This is a genomic window from Paenibacillus endoradicis (assembly GCF_024721975.1).
Window position 1 is genome coordinate 104,273 of the sequence record NZ_JANQBB010000011.1, and the last position, 16,846, is coordinate 121,118.

General features: G+C 33.4%; 17 protein-coding genes. 14 read left to right on the forward strand and 3 right to left on the reverse strand.

Annotation, left to right across the window (positions count from 1 at the left end; genetic code table 11):
- From NV377_RS25285 to NV377_RS25330, 11 genes are all read left to right on the forward strand, one after another.
- On the forward strand, window positions 1–1,125 hold the full coding sequence (locus NV377_RS25285) for a glycosyltransferase family 4 protein (protein WP_258203613.1): 1,125 nt from the start codon (window positions 1–3) through the stop codon (window positions 1,123–1,125).
- Entirely contained in the window at window positions 1,118–2,161 is a 1,044-nt protein-coding gene (locus tag NV377_RS25290) for a glycosyltransferase family 2 protein (RefSeq protein ID WP_258203614.1), read from the forward strand. Before NV377_RS25285 ends, NV377_RS25290 begins: the two co-directional genes overlap by 8 nt.
- A gap of 19 nt (window positions 2,162–2,180) precedes the next feature.
- Window positions 2,181–3,155 carry a glycosyltransferase gene (locus NV377_RS25295; protein WP_258203615.1) on the forward strand — a complete coding sequence of 325 codons (975 nt, stop codon included), beginning with the start codon at window positions 2,181–2,183 and terminating at the stop codon, window positions 3,153–3,155.
- A gap of 98 nt (window positions 3,156–3,253) precedes the next feature.
- On the forward strand, window positions 3,254–4,234 hold the full coding sequence (locus NV377_RS25985) for an EpsG family protein (RefSeq protein ID WP_373425853.1): 981 nt from the start codon (window positions 3,254–3,256) through the stop codon (window positions 4,232–4,234).
- A gap of 32 nt (window positions 4,235–4,266) precedes the next feature.
- Window positions 4,267–5,772 carry a hypothetical protein gene (locus NV377_RS25300; protein ID WP_258203616.1) on the forward strand — a complete coding sequence of 502 codons (1,506 nt, stop codon included), beginning with the start codon at window positions 4,267–4,269 and terminating at the stop codon, window positions 5,770–5,772.
- Entirely contained in the window at window positions 5,765–7,297 is a 1,533-nt protein-coding gene (locus NV377_RS25305) for a lipopolysaccharide biosynthesis protein (protein ID WP_258203617.1), read from the forward strand. Before NV377_RS25300 ends, NV377_RS25305 begins: the two co-directional genes overlap by 8 nt.
- A 27-nt stretch (window positions 7,298–7,324) precedes the next feature.
- Window positions 7,325–8,197 (forward strand): UTP--glucose-1-phosphate uridylyltransferase GalU, encoded by an 873-nt coding sequence (gene galU, locus NV377_RS25310; protein WP_258203618.1) that lies wholly within the window; start codon window positions 7,325–7,327, stop codon window positions 8,195–8,197.
- 3 nt (window positions 8,198–8,200) lie between these two features.
- Window positions 8,201–8,656 carry a VanZ family protein gene (locus NV377_RS25315; protein ID WP_258203619.1) on the forward strand — a complete coding sequence of 152 codons (456 nt, stop codon included), beginning with the start codon at window positions 8,201–8,203 and terminating at the stop codon, window positions 8,654–8,656.
- Window positions 8,653–9,300: a hypothetical protein gene (locus NV377_RS25320; protein WP_258203620.1), complete on the forward strand. Its 648-nt coding sequence runs from the start codon at window positions 8,653–8,655 to the stop codon at window positions 9,298–9,300. The genes NV377_RS25315 and NV377_RS25320 overlap by 4 nt, the downstream gene beginning before the upstream one ends.
- A 289-nt stretch (window positions 9,301–9,589) precedes the next feature.
- On the forward strand, window positions 9,590–10,354 hold the full coding sequence (locus tag NV377_RS25325) for a TspO-related membrane protein (protein ID WP_258203621.1): 765 nt from the start codon (window positions 9,590–9,592) through the stop codon (window positions 10,352–10,354).
- A gap of 208 nt (window positions 10,355–10,562) precedes the next feature.
- Window positions 10,563–10,970: a MarR family winged helix-turn-helix transcriptional regulator gene (locus NV377_RS25330; protein ID WP_258203622.1), complete on the forward strand. Its 408-nt coding sequence runs from the start codon at window positions 10,563–10,565 to the stop codon at window positions 10,968–10,970.
- A 122-nt stretch (window positions 10,971–11,092) separates the two neighbouring features.
- On the opposite strand, the gene NV377_RS25335 is transcribed toward NV377_RS25330, so the two are convergent.
- From NV377_RS25335 to NV377_RS25345, 3 genes are all read right to left on the reverse strand, one after another.
- Complete coding sequence (locus NV377_RS25335) at window positions 11,093–12,382, reverse strand: CapA family protein (protein ID WP_258203623.1); 1,290 nt, start codon at window positions 12,380–12,382, stop codon at window positions 11,093–11,095.
- Window positions 12,383–12,457: 75 nt separating this feature from the next.
- Window positions 12,458–13,168, reverse strand: a complete 711-nt coding sequence (locus tag NV377_RS25340) for an RluA family pseudouridine synthase (protein ID WP_258203624.1) — start codon at window positions 13,166–13,168, stop codon at window positions 12,458–12,460.
- Window positions 13,168–14,037 carry a class I SAM-dependent methyltransferase gene (locus NV377_RS25345; RefSeq protein WP_258203625.1) on the reverse strand — a complete coding sequence of 290 codons (870 nt, stop codon included), beginning with the start codon at window positions 14,035–14,037 and terminating at the stop codon, window positions 13,168–13,170. The genes NV377_RS25340 and NV377_RS25345 overlap by 1 nt, the downstream gene beginning before the upstream one ends.
- A 121-nt stretch (window positions 14,038–14,158) precedes the next feature.
- Here NV377_RS25345 and NV377_RS25350 point away from each other — a divergent pair, with 121 nt between their 5' ends.
- The 3 genes from NV377_RS25350 (at window position 14,159) to araA (ending at window position 16,668) form a co-directional block, all read left to right on the forward strand.
- Window positions 14,159–14,353 (forward strand): hypothetical protein, encoded by a 195-nt coding sequence (locus tag NV377_RS25350; protein ID WP_258203626.1) that lies wholly within the window; start codon window positions 14,159–14,161, stop codon window positions 14,351–14,353.
- Between the two features lie 69 nt (window positions 14,354–14,422).
- On the forward strand, window positions 14,423–14,998 hold the full coding sequence (locus tag NV377_RS25355; protein WP_258203627.1) for a TetR/AcrR family transcriptional regulator: 576 nt from the start codon (window positions 14,423–14,425) through the stop codon (window positions 14,996–14,998).
- Between the two features lie 179 nt (window positions 14,999–15,177).
- The gene (gene araA / locus NV377_RS25360) at window positions 15,178–16,668 is read left to right on the forward strand and encodes an L-arabinose isomerase (protein ID WP_258203628.1); all 1,491 of its coding nucleotides are present in this window, start codon (window positions 15,178–15,180) and stop codon (window positions 16,666–16,668) included.
- The last annotated feature ends 178 nt before the right edge of the window (window positions 16,669–16,846 follow it).

A 16,846-nucleotide genomic window follows, 5' to 3' on the forward strand; every position in this document is an offset into this window, starting at 1 on the left:
GTGGCGAAAGTATTAATATCTGTACATTTAGGACGACATTTTTATAAATTTGGTCATTCAGATTATGAAGTGTTATTACAAATGGGACATGAAGTTCATGTTGCTGCAAATTTTAATGATGATTTAGATAAATTTTATGATCCTAGAGTTACAAAACATCATATTAATTTTGATCGAAGTCCATTTAGTTTTCAAAACTTTAAGGCTTTGAGGGAATTAAAAAATTTACTGCAAAAGGAATATTTTGATCTAATTCATACTCAATCCCCTTCAGGTGGTGCAATTACGAGGTTAGCAGCTAGGAAAACTAGAAAAAAAGGTACTAAAGTAATTTATACCGCTCATGGTTTTCATTTTCATAAAGGTGCACCAATTTTGAATTGGTGCTTATACTTTCCTATTGAGCTATTTCTGTCATTCTTATCTGATCAAATAATTACGATAAATATCGAAGATTATAATAGAGCAAATAGATATTTCCAAAAACCAAAGGTACTTTATATACCCGGGATAGGGATAAATATTGAAAAATATATGATGACAGAAGTTAATTTAGTAGAAAAAAAAGATGAATTGGGAATTCCTTTACACGGGTTTACGTGCATTTCTGTAGGTGAATTGAATGACAACAAAAATCATTTGAGCATTTTGAAAGCAATCAGTAAATTGAAAGATGAAGATATACACTATATTATTTGTGGTCAAGGGTATTTACAAGAAAAGATGAAAGAAGAAATTGAAAACCTACAATTGAATGATAAGGTACATCTATTAGGATTTAGAAATGATGTCAATGAACTATACAAACTAGCAGATGTATTCATTTTTCCTTCTTATAGAGAGGGACTTGGTTTAGCGGCTTTAGAAGCAATGGCAGCAGGTTTACCACTTATTACTTCAAATAGACATGGAATTATTGATTATTCATCTAATGAAAAAAGTGGATATATTTGTGATCCTAATGATATTGAAGGTTTTAAAAATGCAATTTTAAAAATGAAAAAAAGTGAGGACAAAAGACACTTTTTCTCGAAAAATAATTTAACTAAAGTAAAGAATTATGATTATAGAGTAGTTCAGAAAAAAATGAGAGAGATATATCGAGGTTGTATTGAAAATGAATAATCCCTTAGTTAGTATTATTATTCCAATATATAATAGCGAAACGCATTTACAAATAACATTAGACAGTGTAATAAAACAGACTTATAAAAATTTACAGATTATTCTAGTTGATGATGGATCAAAAGATAAAAGTTACCAAATATGTGTAGATTATTCGGAAATTGATAAGAGAATTTTTCCATTTAAACAAGAGAATAAGGGTGCATCAGAAGCAAGAAATTATGGGTTAACTCACATAAAAGGAGATTTTTTTATGTTTGTTGATTCTGACGATTGGATTGAGCCAGAAATGGTTAGCAGTTTGCTATCGAATGCCTTGAATAATAAGAGTGACCTTGTTATGTGCGGTATGGTGATAGATTATTTTAAGTCGGATAGAATTTTGGACTATTCTAGAACTGTATTACTCAATAAAAGAGAACTTTATGGAAATGAAAATATAGCAGAAAACATTATTGATCTTGTTGAAAATGAAAGTATTAATGGACCTTGTTGTAAATTAATTAGAACAAATATTGTGGTAGACAATAAACTAATGATGCAGCCACATATAAAGATTCAAGAAGACTTAGAGTTTAACATACAGTTACTTAAACACATAAGTTCACTAACTGTAATTGAAGAGCCATATTATCATTATAGTGTGAGGAATAGTGAGAGTTTAACTAAAAAATACTTCATTAATAGGTTTACAATGATAAATGCAGTTCATGATGAGCTACTTAACTACTATCTGGATAGAAGTTACCAGAAGGAACTACTATCTGTTGTAGGATTCCTTTATATAAAAAATTTTTATTCTGCAATTCTCAATTTATTTCATAGAAATTGTGATTTGACAACAAAAGAAAAATATAAGCTAATTAATGATATTTACAAGAGTGATAAACATAAAAGTATGATGGGGATAGCTAAACGAGATGGATTAAAATACAAAATATTGAAACTAATGGTGTCAATTAATAATATTACTATGATATTATTATTCACTAAAATCTTGTGGATACTACGAGAAAAATTTAAACTCACATTTTGAAAAATATAAGGAGAATGATATGTCTAAGTTACTTTCGATAATTGTGCCGATTTATAATGTTGAAGCTTATCTAGAAAAATGTATTGATAGTTTATTAAATCAATCTTATGGTAATGTCGAGATTATTCTGATTAATGATGGCTCAACTGACAGATCAGGTTTAATTAGTGATAAGTACTCTGAACTCGATCGTAGAATTAAAGTTATTCATAGACTGAATGGTGGTTTATCGGCCGCTAGGAATACCGGGATAAAAGCAGCATCAGGCTATTATATAGCTTTTGTAGATTCTGATGATTTTGTTTCAGAAGATTCTTTTAATGTACTTATAGAAAAAGCAGAAAGTAATGATTTGGATATAGTTTGTGGAAATGCGTTTAGGTATTTTGAAAATAGAAATAAAAAGACTGTTATGATACAGAACGATATGACAACAGAAAAAGTATATTCTGGAGTAGAGTATATATGCGATAAAATAGAAGGAAATGCTTATCAACCGTGTGTATGGTTAAATGTGTATCGAGCTTCATTAATTAATGATAATCAACTGTTCTTTAAAGAAGGTATACTACACGAAGATGAGGAGTGGACTCCAAGAGTCTTTTTGAAAACTTCGAGGGTACAATATTCTAATCATGTATTTTATTATTATGTACAAAGACAGGGATCTATTATGAATGCAAGAGATAAAACGAAAAATGGTATCGATGTTGTAGAAACATGTTTGGAACTTGATCAAATATATTCAGATATTTCCTCAATAAGTCATAGGAAAATATTGAAGAGTTATTTAGCTAAGTTATATTTAAGTGCAATCACAGTAGGTAGATTAAGTCGAAAAGAGTTTAAGCAATATATTAATAAAAAATTTGTATATGACAGAGTAAAAGGTGGTAAAGATAGGATAAAAATGATCTTATTTATTTTAAGTCCCAAGATATACGTAATTGTAAATAGATATTCTCAGTCAAAATACAGCAATAATTTTAGTTGAAATGATGTGATTAATTGATTATTTATATCGCCTTAATATTATATGTTATATTGATGGGAATTCTCTTTAAGATTATTCAGAAGAGTACGATAAGAAATATGTTTTATTTGCTGTTAACGTTTTTACCCTTATTTATAGTTGCGGGTTTCAGATTTGAAGTGGGAGTAGATTACAAAAATTATGTAGCGACATATATTAAAATAAATAACTCTTTAAGAGATGTTAGCATTTTCGAGTTAAGAAGTATGTTAGATATGGAGATAGGATATCTTTTACTGAACAGACTAGTAGATTTTTTGTTTGGAAATTTACAGTATGTATTTGTAATCTCGAGCTTTATTACACTGATTCTTGTATTAGTTACAATATACAGGTATTCTTCAAATGTATACTTGAGTGTTCTTTTTTTTACACTAGGGGCATATATTAGTTCCTTTAACATTCAAAGACAATATATTGCAATAGCAATAATATTCTTTTCAATTAAATACGTGATCGAAAGAAAGTTAATTAGATATATTTTTTCGGTATTAATCGCATCAATGTTCCATACATCAGCTGTTCTATTGCTACCATTATATTTCATTCTTAATAAAAAAATAAATGCAAAAAAAATAATAATAGGTATTATTTTAGTTTGCTTAAGTACAGTATTAATGCCTAATATTCTATCAATTGTTCAAAAGTATTTTTATTCTCAGTACAGTTTAGAATCATACGGTATGAATGATGGTACAATCAATAATGTAATTATTGCTGCTTTTTATATGATTTTGGCAATGTACTTGCAGAAAAAAAGTTCAGATATAAGCATTAAGAATATCGTTCTTATTAATTGGAGTTTTATTAATTTACTACTTGCCATTCTAAGCACAGAAGTTTGGCTGATAACCAGAATTATGTCATACAGTTTGATTTTTCAGATTTTGTTATTACCTGAATTCGTGAAGTCAGTAGAAAATAAATATGTAAAATCGATAATTTCTTTTTTATTGATACTATTATCGATTTATCTTTTTGTTACTACAATAACAAATGAACAGAATCTATTGACCCCATTCCAATTCAATTTTAAATAGTTAAAAATATCAAATTAAGGTAGTTGAGGTAATTGAAAAATAAAGATATATTTACTAAGTATTTTTGTGAAATGCATAGTATTGATTTTGAGGAAGAAGCTAATATCATTTATGTTAAAGCAAGGGATTTAATTTGTGCAGAAAGACTGGACTTAATTGTGAAATTTAAGTATGTTGAGCACAAAAATAAAGGATACGATTTAAGTTATATTAAAGAAGTCTATCATGCCCACATTGAAGCTTTTTCTAATGGAACATTTACTGAACCAGGCACAGAAGAAAAGAATAGTATAAATAAATATTTTAAAGAGTTTGATCTTCTAATAGATAGTATTGAAAGAGAAGGGGTAAATTATCAGAAATCAGTAATCCCCTTAGGTTCGAATAATGTAATACTGGATGGCTCGCATAGAGTAGCGATAGCTGCTTATTATAATTTGGAAATTCCAGTAGTATTTTTCGAGGAATTATCAGTCTGTTATGACTATAAATTTTTTGAGAAGAGATTATTGGATAAATCTTATATTGATTTTCTAGTATTAGAATATATTAAGTTAAAGAAGAATGTTTTTTTTGCATGTATTTGGCCTAAGTCTACTAAAATGAATTTAGAAGCAGAGCTAAATAAAATATTACATAAAGAGAGTGAATTTTTTTATACTAAGAAATTGAATTTAAACTACGATGGATTAAGAAATTTGATGACTCAAATATATAGTCAGCACGATTGGATTGGGGATTACATTAATAATTTCCGTACAGTGAATAAAAAAGTAGATAATTGCTACGAAGAAGACCAACCTATGTTAATTTACGTGTTTGAATCAAATCATTTATCAAAAGTGTTATCACTAAAAGAAAAAATAAGACAGCTGTACAATATTGGTAATCACTCCATTCATATAACTGATAATGACGAAGAAAGCATTCAAATAGGTAAATTATTGTTGAATGAAAACTCGATTTCCTTTTTAAATAATGGCAAACCAGATATTTATAAAAATGTATATCGAAGAATACTTAACTTTAAAGATAATTTGATAGAAAGTAATTTTGATTTAGATGAATCTATAATCACATCTAGTTCAATTCTTTCAATGTATGGTTTAAGAGAAGCAAATGATTTAGATTTTATAAGTTGTTCGAAAAACTCTTCATTACTAATAACTAATGAAATAGGATGTCATAATGAATATATTAAGTTATATGATAAGACAATTGAAGAATTAATTTTTAATCCAAATAACTATTTTTATTATTTAGATATTAAGTTTGTAAGCATTAATGCTATCAAAAAATTTAAAATAAATAGAAATGAAAAAAAAGATGTTGTTGATATTGAATTAATTAATACATTGGATATTGTCGATTCTAAGTTATCTCAAATAATCAGATTGAAAAATCATAAACTGAAAATAAAATGGCGTAACTTAGGGAATAAAAGTAGAATAGTCATTATTTCAGTATTGAAGCGATTAGGTCTATTTGACATTTCAAAGAAACTTTATCTAAAGGTCAAAGGAATTTCAAATGAATAATAATGAATCTCGTTCTTTAAATTCACTCCGTAATATGAGTATTGGTATAGCAACTCAATTAATATTCTTAGTTGTAACTTTCGTTTCACGTACTGTTTTTATAAATACTTTAGGTGCAGAATATTTGGGACTTAATGGGATACTAAGCAGTACACTCTTGGTATTGTCTTTAGCTGAACTTGGTTTAAGCAATGTTCTCGTATTTAGTTTGTACAAGCCATTATCTGAGAGGAATATTAAGCAAGTCTCTAATTTATTGCTTTATTTCAGGAAATTATATAAGAAAATAATTGTCCTAATTCTTATTATTGGACTATTAGGAATGCCCTTTTTAAACCATATAACTAATTCCTCCATTTCTAATAGTGATATAATTTTATTTTATGTAATATTTTTGTCCAATACTTTATTATCTTATTTAATAATGCATAAAGTTGCGTTAATTCAGGCAGATCAAAAGAATTATTTGTTACAATTAACGAATTTAATATGTAGCATTTTAAGAGATGGAATCCAAATATACTTATTATTACAATATAGAAATTATTTATATTATTTATTGGTGTTGCTTTTCTCAACCCTACTATATAATCTCTTAATTAGCTTAATCGTAAAGAATAAATATTCTGAGTATATGATTCATATTACAACTGAAAGAATAGATACAATAGGAATTAAAGAAAACATAAAGTCAATGTTTTTATATAAAATTGGTGTGACATTGATGAATAGTTCTGATAATATTCTTATCGCCGTTATATTTGGAGCAGTTTATGTTGGATTCTATTCAAATTATAGTCTTTTAATTTCAGCAGTATTGGTTTTTATGACAGCAATTGTTCAGGCATTGATGGCAAGTGTAGGTAATTTGAATTCGTTAGGGAACATTAAGAAATCTTATGAATTTTTTAATGTCTTGCTCTTAGTATTCCAATTAATTGCAACTATCTGCAGTTTATGTATGGTGTTTGTTCTTAATGACTTCATTACAATATGGATTGGAAAAGAATATATCCTGTCAGATTCAATTGTTTTTTTAATAATTTTGAATTTTTATATACAGAGTATAGTTAATCCTGTTTGGATGTACAGAGAAACATTTGGTTTATTTAGTAAAATGAAATATATAATGCTGTATTCAACCTTCATAAAAGTGATACTTTCATTTATATTAGGATATTTATTAGGAATTGAAGGTATCTTTATAGCAACCATTCTTGCAAGATTATTCACAACTATTTGGTATGAACCAATGCTATTATTTAATAAGATATTTAAACAAACAGTTCATAATTATTGGATTAGACAGGGCAAATACATCTTGTTTACAATAATATCCTATATAATTGTAAACTACTTAATAGATCATATTATTCTGTCGAATCAAATTATACAGATAGCATTAAAAATTATTATATCAGTAATTATTGTTTCAATGCTTTTTGTTATTGGAAATTACAAATCAGAAGAGTTTAAACAGTTAAAAAATATATTTAAATCTATAATTATTCGATTTTTAAGATAGTAGTATCTTAAGCTAGGAGGCTCCCATATGACAATTCGCAAAGCGATTATCCCAGCTGCTGGACTTGGAACTCGATTTCTACCAGCGACTAAAGCACAACCGAAAGAGATGCTTCCAATTGTGGACAAGCCGACCTTACAATATATTATTGAAGAGGCTGTAGCATCGGGCATTGATGAAATTCTTATTATTACTGGACGAAATAAGAAGTCAATCGAGGATCATTTTGACAAATCTGTCGAATTAGAACTAGAGCTTGAAGCAAAAGAGAAATTTGAATTGTTAGCCGAGGTTCGAGAGATTTCTAATATGGTTAACATCCATTATATTCGCCAGAAGGAACCTAAAGGTCTCGGGCATGCGATCTATTGTGCCAAGAGCTTTATTGGCAATGAGCCTTTCGCTGTCTTACTAGGTGATGATATTGTTCACAGTGAAAAGCCCTGTTTGAAACAACTGATAGATGTGTATGAATATTACAACAGCTCAGTTCTAGGCGTACAACAAGTTGAGCAGAAAGATGTACATAAGTATGGGATCGTCGATGGACAGAAGATTGACCAGTCTGTATCTCGAGTTAATCAGTTGGTTGAGAAGCCTGAGACTGAAGATGCACCTTCTAATATTGCGATTTTAGGACGTTATATTATTACCCCTGAAATCTTCACGATTCTTGAAAATACTGCTCCTGGTGCTAACGGTGAGATTCAACTTACAGATGCGCTCAATCAATTATCGCGTAGTGAAGCGGTCTATGCATACGAATTTGAAGGACGTCGATATGATGTTGGAGATAAACAAGGTTTCTTGGAAGCAACGGTTGAATACGCGTTAAGAAGAGAAGAGCTTCGCGAGCCGTTTATGTCATATTTAAAATCTATTGTGGACAAAAAAGGATAAATTATGCAACATAATAGAAGAATTCTCCGTTTAATATTGTGGGGACTAGTTATTGCTCTGCTAATCTCTATATATCTACTATCTAGTCAACCAGCTTCAAGTTCTGCTAAACTCAGCACGAATATTGCGGAACATACGATTCATATCTATGAGAAGTTGACAGGAATGGATATTACGATAAAGCAGTGGGATCATAAGTTGCGTAAAGCTGCACATTTCTCGATCTATTCTTTACTTGGCATTTTTATTATGACTTTATGTCTAATAAGTGGAGTAAGTAAGAAGTGGTCTATCTTAATTACTATGGTTGTTGGAATTATTTATGCGAGCATAGATGAATTACATCAGCTTTTTGTAGATGGTAGAGGTGCAAGTGTACGGGATGTTGGTATAGACAGCTTAGGCGTTATACTTGGCATCACTATTATATGGATAGTTAATAGGAGATGGAAACGATGAAGAGATGGAAAAAGGTAGTACTATGGATAGCTTCAATTCTAGTAGTAGTTGCTATAGGTGGAGCTTTTGCAGCGAATTATGCGGTTGATAAGATGCTAGGTTCGATGAGCGGATTAAGTACAGAGATACTGGAGAATACAGAGGGCGAAGGCACGCCAGATTCTGCACCAGCACCTGGTGAAACTGGTGTTGCTCAGAATAATAATGGTTCGAATGACGTTGGTGCAGGGGATACTCCTGTTAGCAATGATTCATCGTCATCAGTGACGAATAACGGTGAAGGAAACAATGGAACTGTAGCTACTGATTCTGATTCTAATCAGAATGGATCTTCAGAGGGTAGCGCAGGTTCAGATGGCTACAACCCTTCAGTTTCTACAGATAAGGCAAAGGAAATTGAAGAAAAAGTAACGTTAGGTGAGAAGGCAAAAGTAGTTTCAATTCTTACGAAGCGTTTATCTACTTCTGATATTTCAACTATGCAGTCATTAGCGAGTGGTGGATTATCTGGAGAAGAGAAAAAGCAAGCTAGAACTTTAATGCTGGAGAAGTTAACTGAGGATGAATACAATGAGCTTGTTGCCATTGCAGCCAAGTATGGCTTAAGTCAAGGTAGATCATATGCCGAGGTTTCTAATGAATAGCAAGGCTTAACAAAAGGTTTATTCTCTCTAGTAGGAAAAATAATGCCTCCAAAATATTAAATAAATAGTAACACCTTCAAGAAAAGTAGTTTATGTCGTAAGATATGAATTACTTTTCTTGAAGGTGTTTTTTGTTGTGGATAAGAGTCAGATTTAGTCTTGCAAACAAGCTGATAATGATAAAAATAAGTTTTCAGCTAATATACATAATTAGCGTTAAATATAATAATAATAATGGGTAAAGTAGAATATACACTAATAAGATAACGATAAAGATAGGAGGGCTAATATGAAACATTATTATAGATGGATAAACGTAATTGGTCTTATTGTAATGCTTGTTATTAACTTTGCAGCTCAGCGAGGTAGCATTGGAGGTCAGACAACTGCAGAAGTCTCAGCTAAGTATCCCGTTCTAATTACACCTGCAGGATATACTTTTATGATTTGGCTACTGATTTATGCATTTCTAATCGGTTTTGTTACCTACTCATTCACAAGAAAAGGTAAGGAAAGTAAAATTAGTGAAACGATTGGACCATATTTTTTGCTTAGTTGCCTATTCAACAGTTCATGGATTATTTTATGGCAATTTGAAAAAATAAATAGTAGTGTATTTATGATGTTAGCGTTGCTAATAACACTAGTTGTGATTTACATAACGACACAAAAGTATATCGTTTCTCAAAAAAGAAAACTAAACTATTGGCTAGTTTCCGTTCCTTTTAGTTTGTATCTTGGATGGATATGTGTTGCAACAATAGTCAATATTGCAGTAGCACTATTAGCAAACCAGTGGGATGGCTTGGGAGTAAGTGAAATAGGTTGGACAATAATTATGCTCGTTGTAGCTACTTTGCTAGCTGTAGGTATAGGATTTCGAAATATTGATCCGATCGCTGTTCTAGTATTCGTATGGGCATTTATAGGTATAGCTGTAGAGCAACATGCAACGCCTGCTGTTGCAAATACTCCCCTTGTATTTGCGATTTTCTTATTCCTTATAGCTATCTTTCTATTTACAAAGAAATGGAGAAAGACGGCTATATCATAATCTAAAGAATTTTGAACATTGCGTACATAACCTATTCTTAATCTAGCAAATTGTTACAATGTTCACGTACAAACTGTTACTTGATGTAATAGCATCGTATAATCTAGCAGTTTTTATCGTAAACTATTAATTGCGTTAATCTTTCTTTCGACAAATATAATCAGTATAATAAGTATTAGATAATATTGTCAGGAAGTAGGTGTAAGCAATGGTATCAGAAGATTTCTCGAAATTATGGAATAAGCTTTCACGAGATTGGAAATTGACACTGGAACAAGAACTATCGCCATTAACAGAAGGACAATTAAATATTTTGGAATTACTGCAGGAATGCTCACCGATGAAACCATCTGATTTACTTCAACATTTATCAACGACTCCTGCAGCGATTACTACAATTCTAGATCGTATGGAACGTAATGAACTGATTATTAGAGTACGTGATGAGAAAGATCGTCGCATTGTTTGGATTGAAGTAACAAACAAAGGACAAGCTGAGACAGAAAGAGGATCAAAGATTAAGCGTGATATTATTGAACAATCACTAGATCGTATTTCAGCTCATAATCAACAATTGCTAGTTTACTTACTTGGTAAAGTTGCTAGTACATCATAGATAACATTCATAGTGCAACCAACCAATAGAAACAGAATAAAAGATATCTTATTGCCAACTCTATCTATTCCAAAGTGAATTAGGAGAGGACGTTAAGATATCTTTTATTGTTATGATATATATTATTGCTCTGTAGCTTGCATGGATGTCAATCGTTCGTTAAGCATCATTAGATTGCTTTCTAACGAGTCATAATCCTTATTACTCAATAGCGGGTCATCTCGAGTTTCTAATGTTGCAGCTACGGGTAGAATGCGATAGCGGTATGCAGCGTCCGGTTTGTAGCGATGTACCCATGTTGGTGTTACCTCTACATTCGTTAATTCAATTGCTCCAGTATCATAATGTTTCCGTATGTTGACCTTATAGATTGCTCCATAATCTTTGGACTCACCACGTTGATTCGATATGAAATTTCCCATCGAGTAAATAATTAAACCTTGACGTTCATTACCGTCTTCATCGAATATTGAGAGCATCTCGTAAGGTTGAAGAACATGTGGATGAGAACCTGCAATAATGTCGGCCCCAGCAGCAATTAGTTCTCGTGCTAACGTCTTTTGTTGCTCACTAGGCTGTGATTGATACTCATTGCCGAAGTGCAGGGCTATCGTAATAACTTCAGCACCGTCTTCTCTTAATTTGTTCATATCTGCAATTATAGTATCCTTATCTATCAAATTAACTAGATAATCTTTACCTGAAGGGATAGGAATACCATTCGTACCGTATGTATACGATAGGAAACCCATAGAAATATCATTATGTTCAATAATAGTAGTAGCATCAGAATCCTCTATTGATGCGGCTGTGCCAACCGTTGTAAATCCGATGTTGTGGACGTTTTCTAACGTACGTAGAATCCCTTTCTCACCTTTATCAAGTGAATGATTATTGGCAGTAGACAGCACATTAAAGCCAGCATTCCACAAAGCTTCTGCTAACTCTGTAGGTGCATTGAAAGTGGGATAACCAGTATAACCAATGTCGCTACCTGCAATAGGCGTCTCTAAGTTTGCCATGATCCAGTTACCATCTTCAAGTAGACTTGTAATAGGTTCGAAAAATGGATTGAAATCGTAAGTATCTGTTGCTTTGTTATAGGCACCAGGTAATTGTGGGGTATGACTCATTATATCTCCAACACCGATCCAAGTTGCATCTGTATATTCAGGAAGTGTAGGTGTAGGTTCAGGGGTGGGGGACGGTGATGGTGTGACAACAATCGTAGGTTCATCAGTTGAATCATTACCAACTTGACCGATCGGAGTATTCGAAATACTAGGAACATCCGATTCGTAGGAATTAATAATTACAAAAAAAGCAATAATAGCAATTGAAATAAGTACTAATAGTATACCATTTATTAACCATAGTAATCTTCGCCTAGGCAATGATGATCGCGAACTCATCTGTTCACCTTCTTCTATAATATTTGGTAATAAAAAACCGTTCGACCGAATCAGAAGTACGATCGAACGGTAAGTTTAGATAAACCAATTTGCAGCTTGCGTTAATTGCTGCCCGCTGAAAAGTGACCAAGGATCTTGTTGCTCTGACGGTGTAGATTGGAACGTCATCAATTCCTTGGTAGTAGGATGAGCTACAGTAATAGAAGTTGACCAAAGCGCGATTTGAGAGAAGCGCTTGTTAACAACTTTTCCATACTTCTGATCGCCGACAAGTGGACAACCAATATGCGCCATTTGAGCTCTAATCTGATGAGATCTTCCCGTATATAATTTGATAGCAACAAGACTGCGTCCATTAGCCTGATGTAACACTTTATAGCTTAACTTAGCATCTTTACTATCTGCTGTAGGTTTATTGTATACCGTCACTTGATTTATACGAGTGTCCTTGACGATATAATGCAATAGATCTGCTTCTAAAGTCGATGGAACGCCTTCTACGACACACATATAAGTCTTATCGAATGAACGGCTACGTACTGCCTCAGACATGCGAGAAGCTGCCTTAGAGGTCTTCGCAAACAACATGGCACCACCAACAGGACGATCAAGTCGATGGACAAGACCTAAGTATACATTTCCTGGCTTCTCAAAGCGGATCTTAATATCTTCTTTAATTAAAGTAAGCATATCAGCATCGCCTGTTTCGTCTTCTTGAGACGGAATTCCAGGCGGTTTCTGCACAACAATGATATGATTATCCTCATAAATGATAGGGATTTGCATTAGTTGGACTCCCAACGACCCAAAATACCGCAAGGAAGCGCTAGACCAGACTTTGTAATTGGCAAGCCGATTTCTCCACAGTTAATTTCTCCACCGTATTTTTTCTGCATACTCATTGTTAGCAAATGTTCTAGAACGGTAGGAGAAAGTCCAGTTGTGTACGAGTTGATTAGTAGGAATAAAGGATTATCACTAAGAATACTTGTACAAGATTGTAGGAATGGGAATAGGTTTTCTTCTAGCTTCCATGTTTCACCTTTTGGTCCACGACCATAAGATGGAGGGTCCATAATAATGGCATCGTATGTGCGACCACGACGTTGCTCGCGTTGTACGAATTTGAAAACATCATCCGTAATGTAGCGGATAGGTGCATCTTCAAGTCCAGATAATTGAGCATTTTCTTTCGCCCATTGAACCATACCTTTTGATGCATCAACATGACATACTTCTGCACCTGCAGCAGCACATGCTACTGTAGCGCCACCAGAATAAGCGAACAAGTTCAACACGCGAATTGGACGGTTAGCCAGGCGGATCTTGTCCATCATCCAGCTCCAGTTCGCTGCTTGCTCAGGAAATAATCCTGTATGTTTGAAACTAGTTGGCTTAATATGGAAACGAAGCTCTTTATAGCTTATAGTCCAACGCTCCGGTAATTTAGGGTTTTTAATTTGCCATTCGCCGCCACCTGAATTGCTGCGATGGTAGTGAGCATCAGCTTTACGCCATTGCTCATCTAGCTCTTGGATAGGCCAAATGATTTGTGGATCGGGGCGACGGAGTACGTAATTACCCCAACGTTCTAGCTTATCACCTTCACCAGTGTCTATTACTTCAAAATCAGTCCATTGATCTGCTATATACATTCAATTAATTCCTTCCTAATCGTAAGTCTTGTCGAGATATGTTATCATCGCTTATTATAACGAAGGAAAGCAATCTTATCAACGTAGGGATACATATTTTATATAGAAGGGCTTGAACAATATGTTACATTTTGAATGCGAATGCGGTAATAAAACCTCTTTTTTTGCTACCGGGGATATTGATGAACGAGGAATAGAAAGTTTAGATATGGAAGATGACGATGCAGTAAGCTATATTATTAGTGAAGATCGAATCACGTTGAAATGCAAATTTTGTGGAAAACGCTATGAATTAAAAAAGTATGACAATCTCTAAATTAACAGTATGACAATCTCTATAATAAACTAGGACTGATCAGTCCTAGTTATGAAAGGGTGAACAGAAATGGTCGCGAGAAATCGAGAACAACTGATCCATATTGCTGCCCGTTTATTTTTGAGTAAAGGTTATAAATATACAAGTATCGAGGATGTATGTACAAGAAGCGGCATTTCTAGATCAAATCTGTATTATCACTTTAAGAGTAAAGAAGAGTTATTATTTGCTGTTGTAAGCTTTTGGGGCAATAGATATGAGTCGGCATTAGAAATTTCACTTGGACAACAAGAGATTTCAGCTAAGCGAAGAATTGAAAGTTTTATAGACTTGCTGCTGCAAGAAATTGAAGCTAGAGGTAACAAGGGGACTTGTCCTTTTATCGCAATGTATCAACAAAGTCCAGTGGATGCGAAGGACGTACATGATCGCATTCAACAGTTTTTCAAAATGCTACATGAATTAATTAATAAATTACTAGAGCAAGGTATTACGAATGGGGAATTTCGTGCTGGTATAAGTGCAAGTGAATGTGCCTACTTGTTCGTGTCTGCTTTGGAAGGATCACTAATATTGGCGGAAACGATGAATGATATCTCAATTGTACGTACAACCTCAGATCGTTTTTTTAAGTTGTTAGTTTAGAGAACTGTCAACTTAAATAAAGCATGTCATTCGCAAAAAGATTTGAAATAATTGCAACTTAATTATTGAAATATCGGACGGTGCGGAGTATGATATACTTATACTTGTATGTACAAGTTATAAGGTATAGTTCATAATAATCATGTTATTGTACGTACAACTTAAGGGGGATGGAATTTATGCTAACAACAAAAGCATATCAATTTTGGTTTATTACAGGTAGTCAGCACTTATATGGTCCTGAAACATTAGAGGAAGTAGCAGATCATTCTCAAATTATTGCGAAAGCGCTTGATGAAGCTGCCACAATTCCGTTTCCAGTTGTATTCAAACGATTAGTTACGACTCCAGAAGAAATTCGTCGTGTTTGTGTTGAAGCAAGCTCTGATGATTCTTGTGCTGGTGTTATTACTTGGATGCACACTTTCTCACCTGCAAAAATGTGGATTCATGGCTTGAGTGAACTTAGAAAACCATTGCTACATTTACATACACAGTTCAATCGTGATATTCCTTGGGATAGCATTGATATGGACTTTATGAATACGAATCAGTCCGCACATGGTGACCGTGAGTTCGGACATATCTTCTCACGTCTTGGTGTGGAACGTAAAGTTATTACTGGATATTGGGAGCATGAAGAAACTCGCTCAAGAATTGCAGAGTGGATGGGTTCTGCGATTGCTTATTCTGAAAGCAAAAACTTGAAAGTGGCTCGCTTTGGCGATAATATGCGTGAAGTATCAGTAACAGATGGTGATAAAGTAGAAGCTCAATTGAAACTAGGTTGGTCAATTAATGGTTATGGCATTGGCGATCTTGTTGCACGTATGAACGATGTATCTGATCAACAAGTGAAAGCGCTATTAGATGAATATAGCACGACTTATACAATTAGTGATGCAACTCGTAATGATAGTGGTAAATGGGATTCCATTGCTGAACAAGCAAAAATTGAAATCGCATTAAAAAACTTCTTAGTAGAAGGCGGATTCGGTGCATTTACAACGACATTTGAAGATCTTCATGGTATGAAGCAACTTCCTGGTCTAGCAGTTCAACGTTTGATGGAGCAAGGATACGGATTCGGTGGTGAAGGCGATTGGAAAACATCTGCCTTAACACGTCTTATGAAGTTAATTGCTAACAACAAAGGTACTAGCTTCATGGAAGACTATACGTATCACCTAGATCCAGCCAATGAGATGATTCTTGGATCACATATGTTAGAAATTTGTCCTACTATTGCTGAGCAACGTCCATCGATCGAAGTTCATCCACTAGGTATTGGTGGTAAAGCTGATCCTGCTCGTCTAGTGTTCAACGGACAAAGTGGAAAAGCAATCGTTGCTTCTATCGTTGACTTAGGCAATCGTTTCCGTCTAATCGTTAACCAAATCGATGCAGTAACACCAACAGAAGCTATGCCTAATCTTCCAGTAGCACGTGTATTGTGGAAACCAGAACCGTCCTTAAGAGACTCTACGGAAGCTTGGATCTACGCTGGTGGCGCTCATCACACTGTATTCTCTTACGTAGTTACAACAGGGCAGCTTGTTGATTGGGCTGCTATGGTAGGTATCGAGTGCGTAGTAATTGATCAACAAACAACGATCCGTAACTTCTTGAACGAACTTCGTTGGAACGATCTTAGCTACCGCGTAAGATAATTAGGATGATATAGAATAATATCTTCATATATGAAACAACCTCCTCAGTTTTGAAGTGCACCCCTTAGAATAGACATTGGAATAAACCCCTGGTTTATCCGATGAAATTCTAGGAGGTGCATTTTTTATGCCAGCAGTAAAAGGACAAAAGTTTACGAAATATTCTAAGGAACTAAAG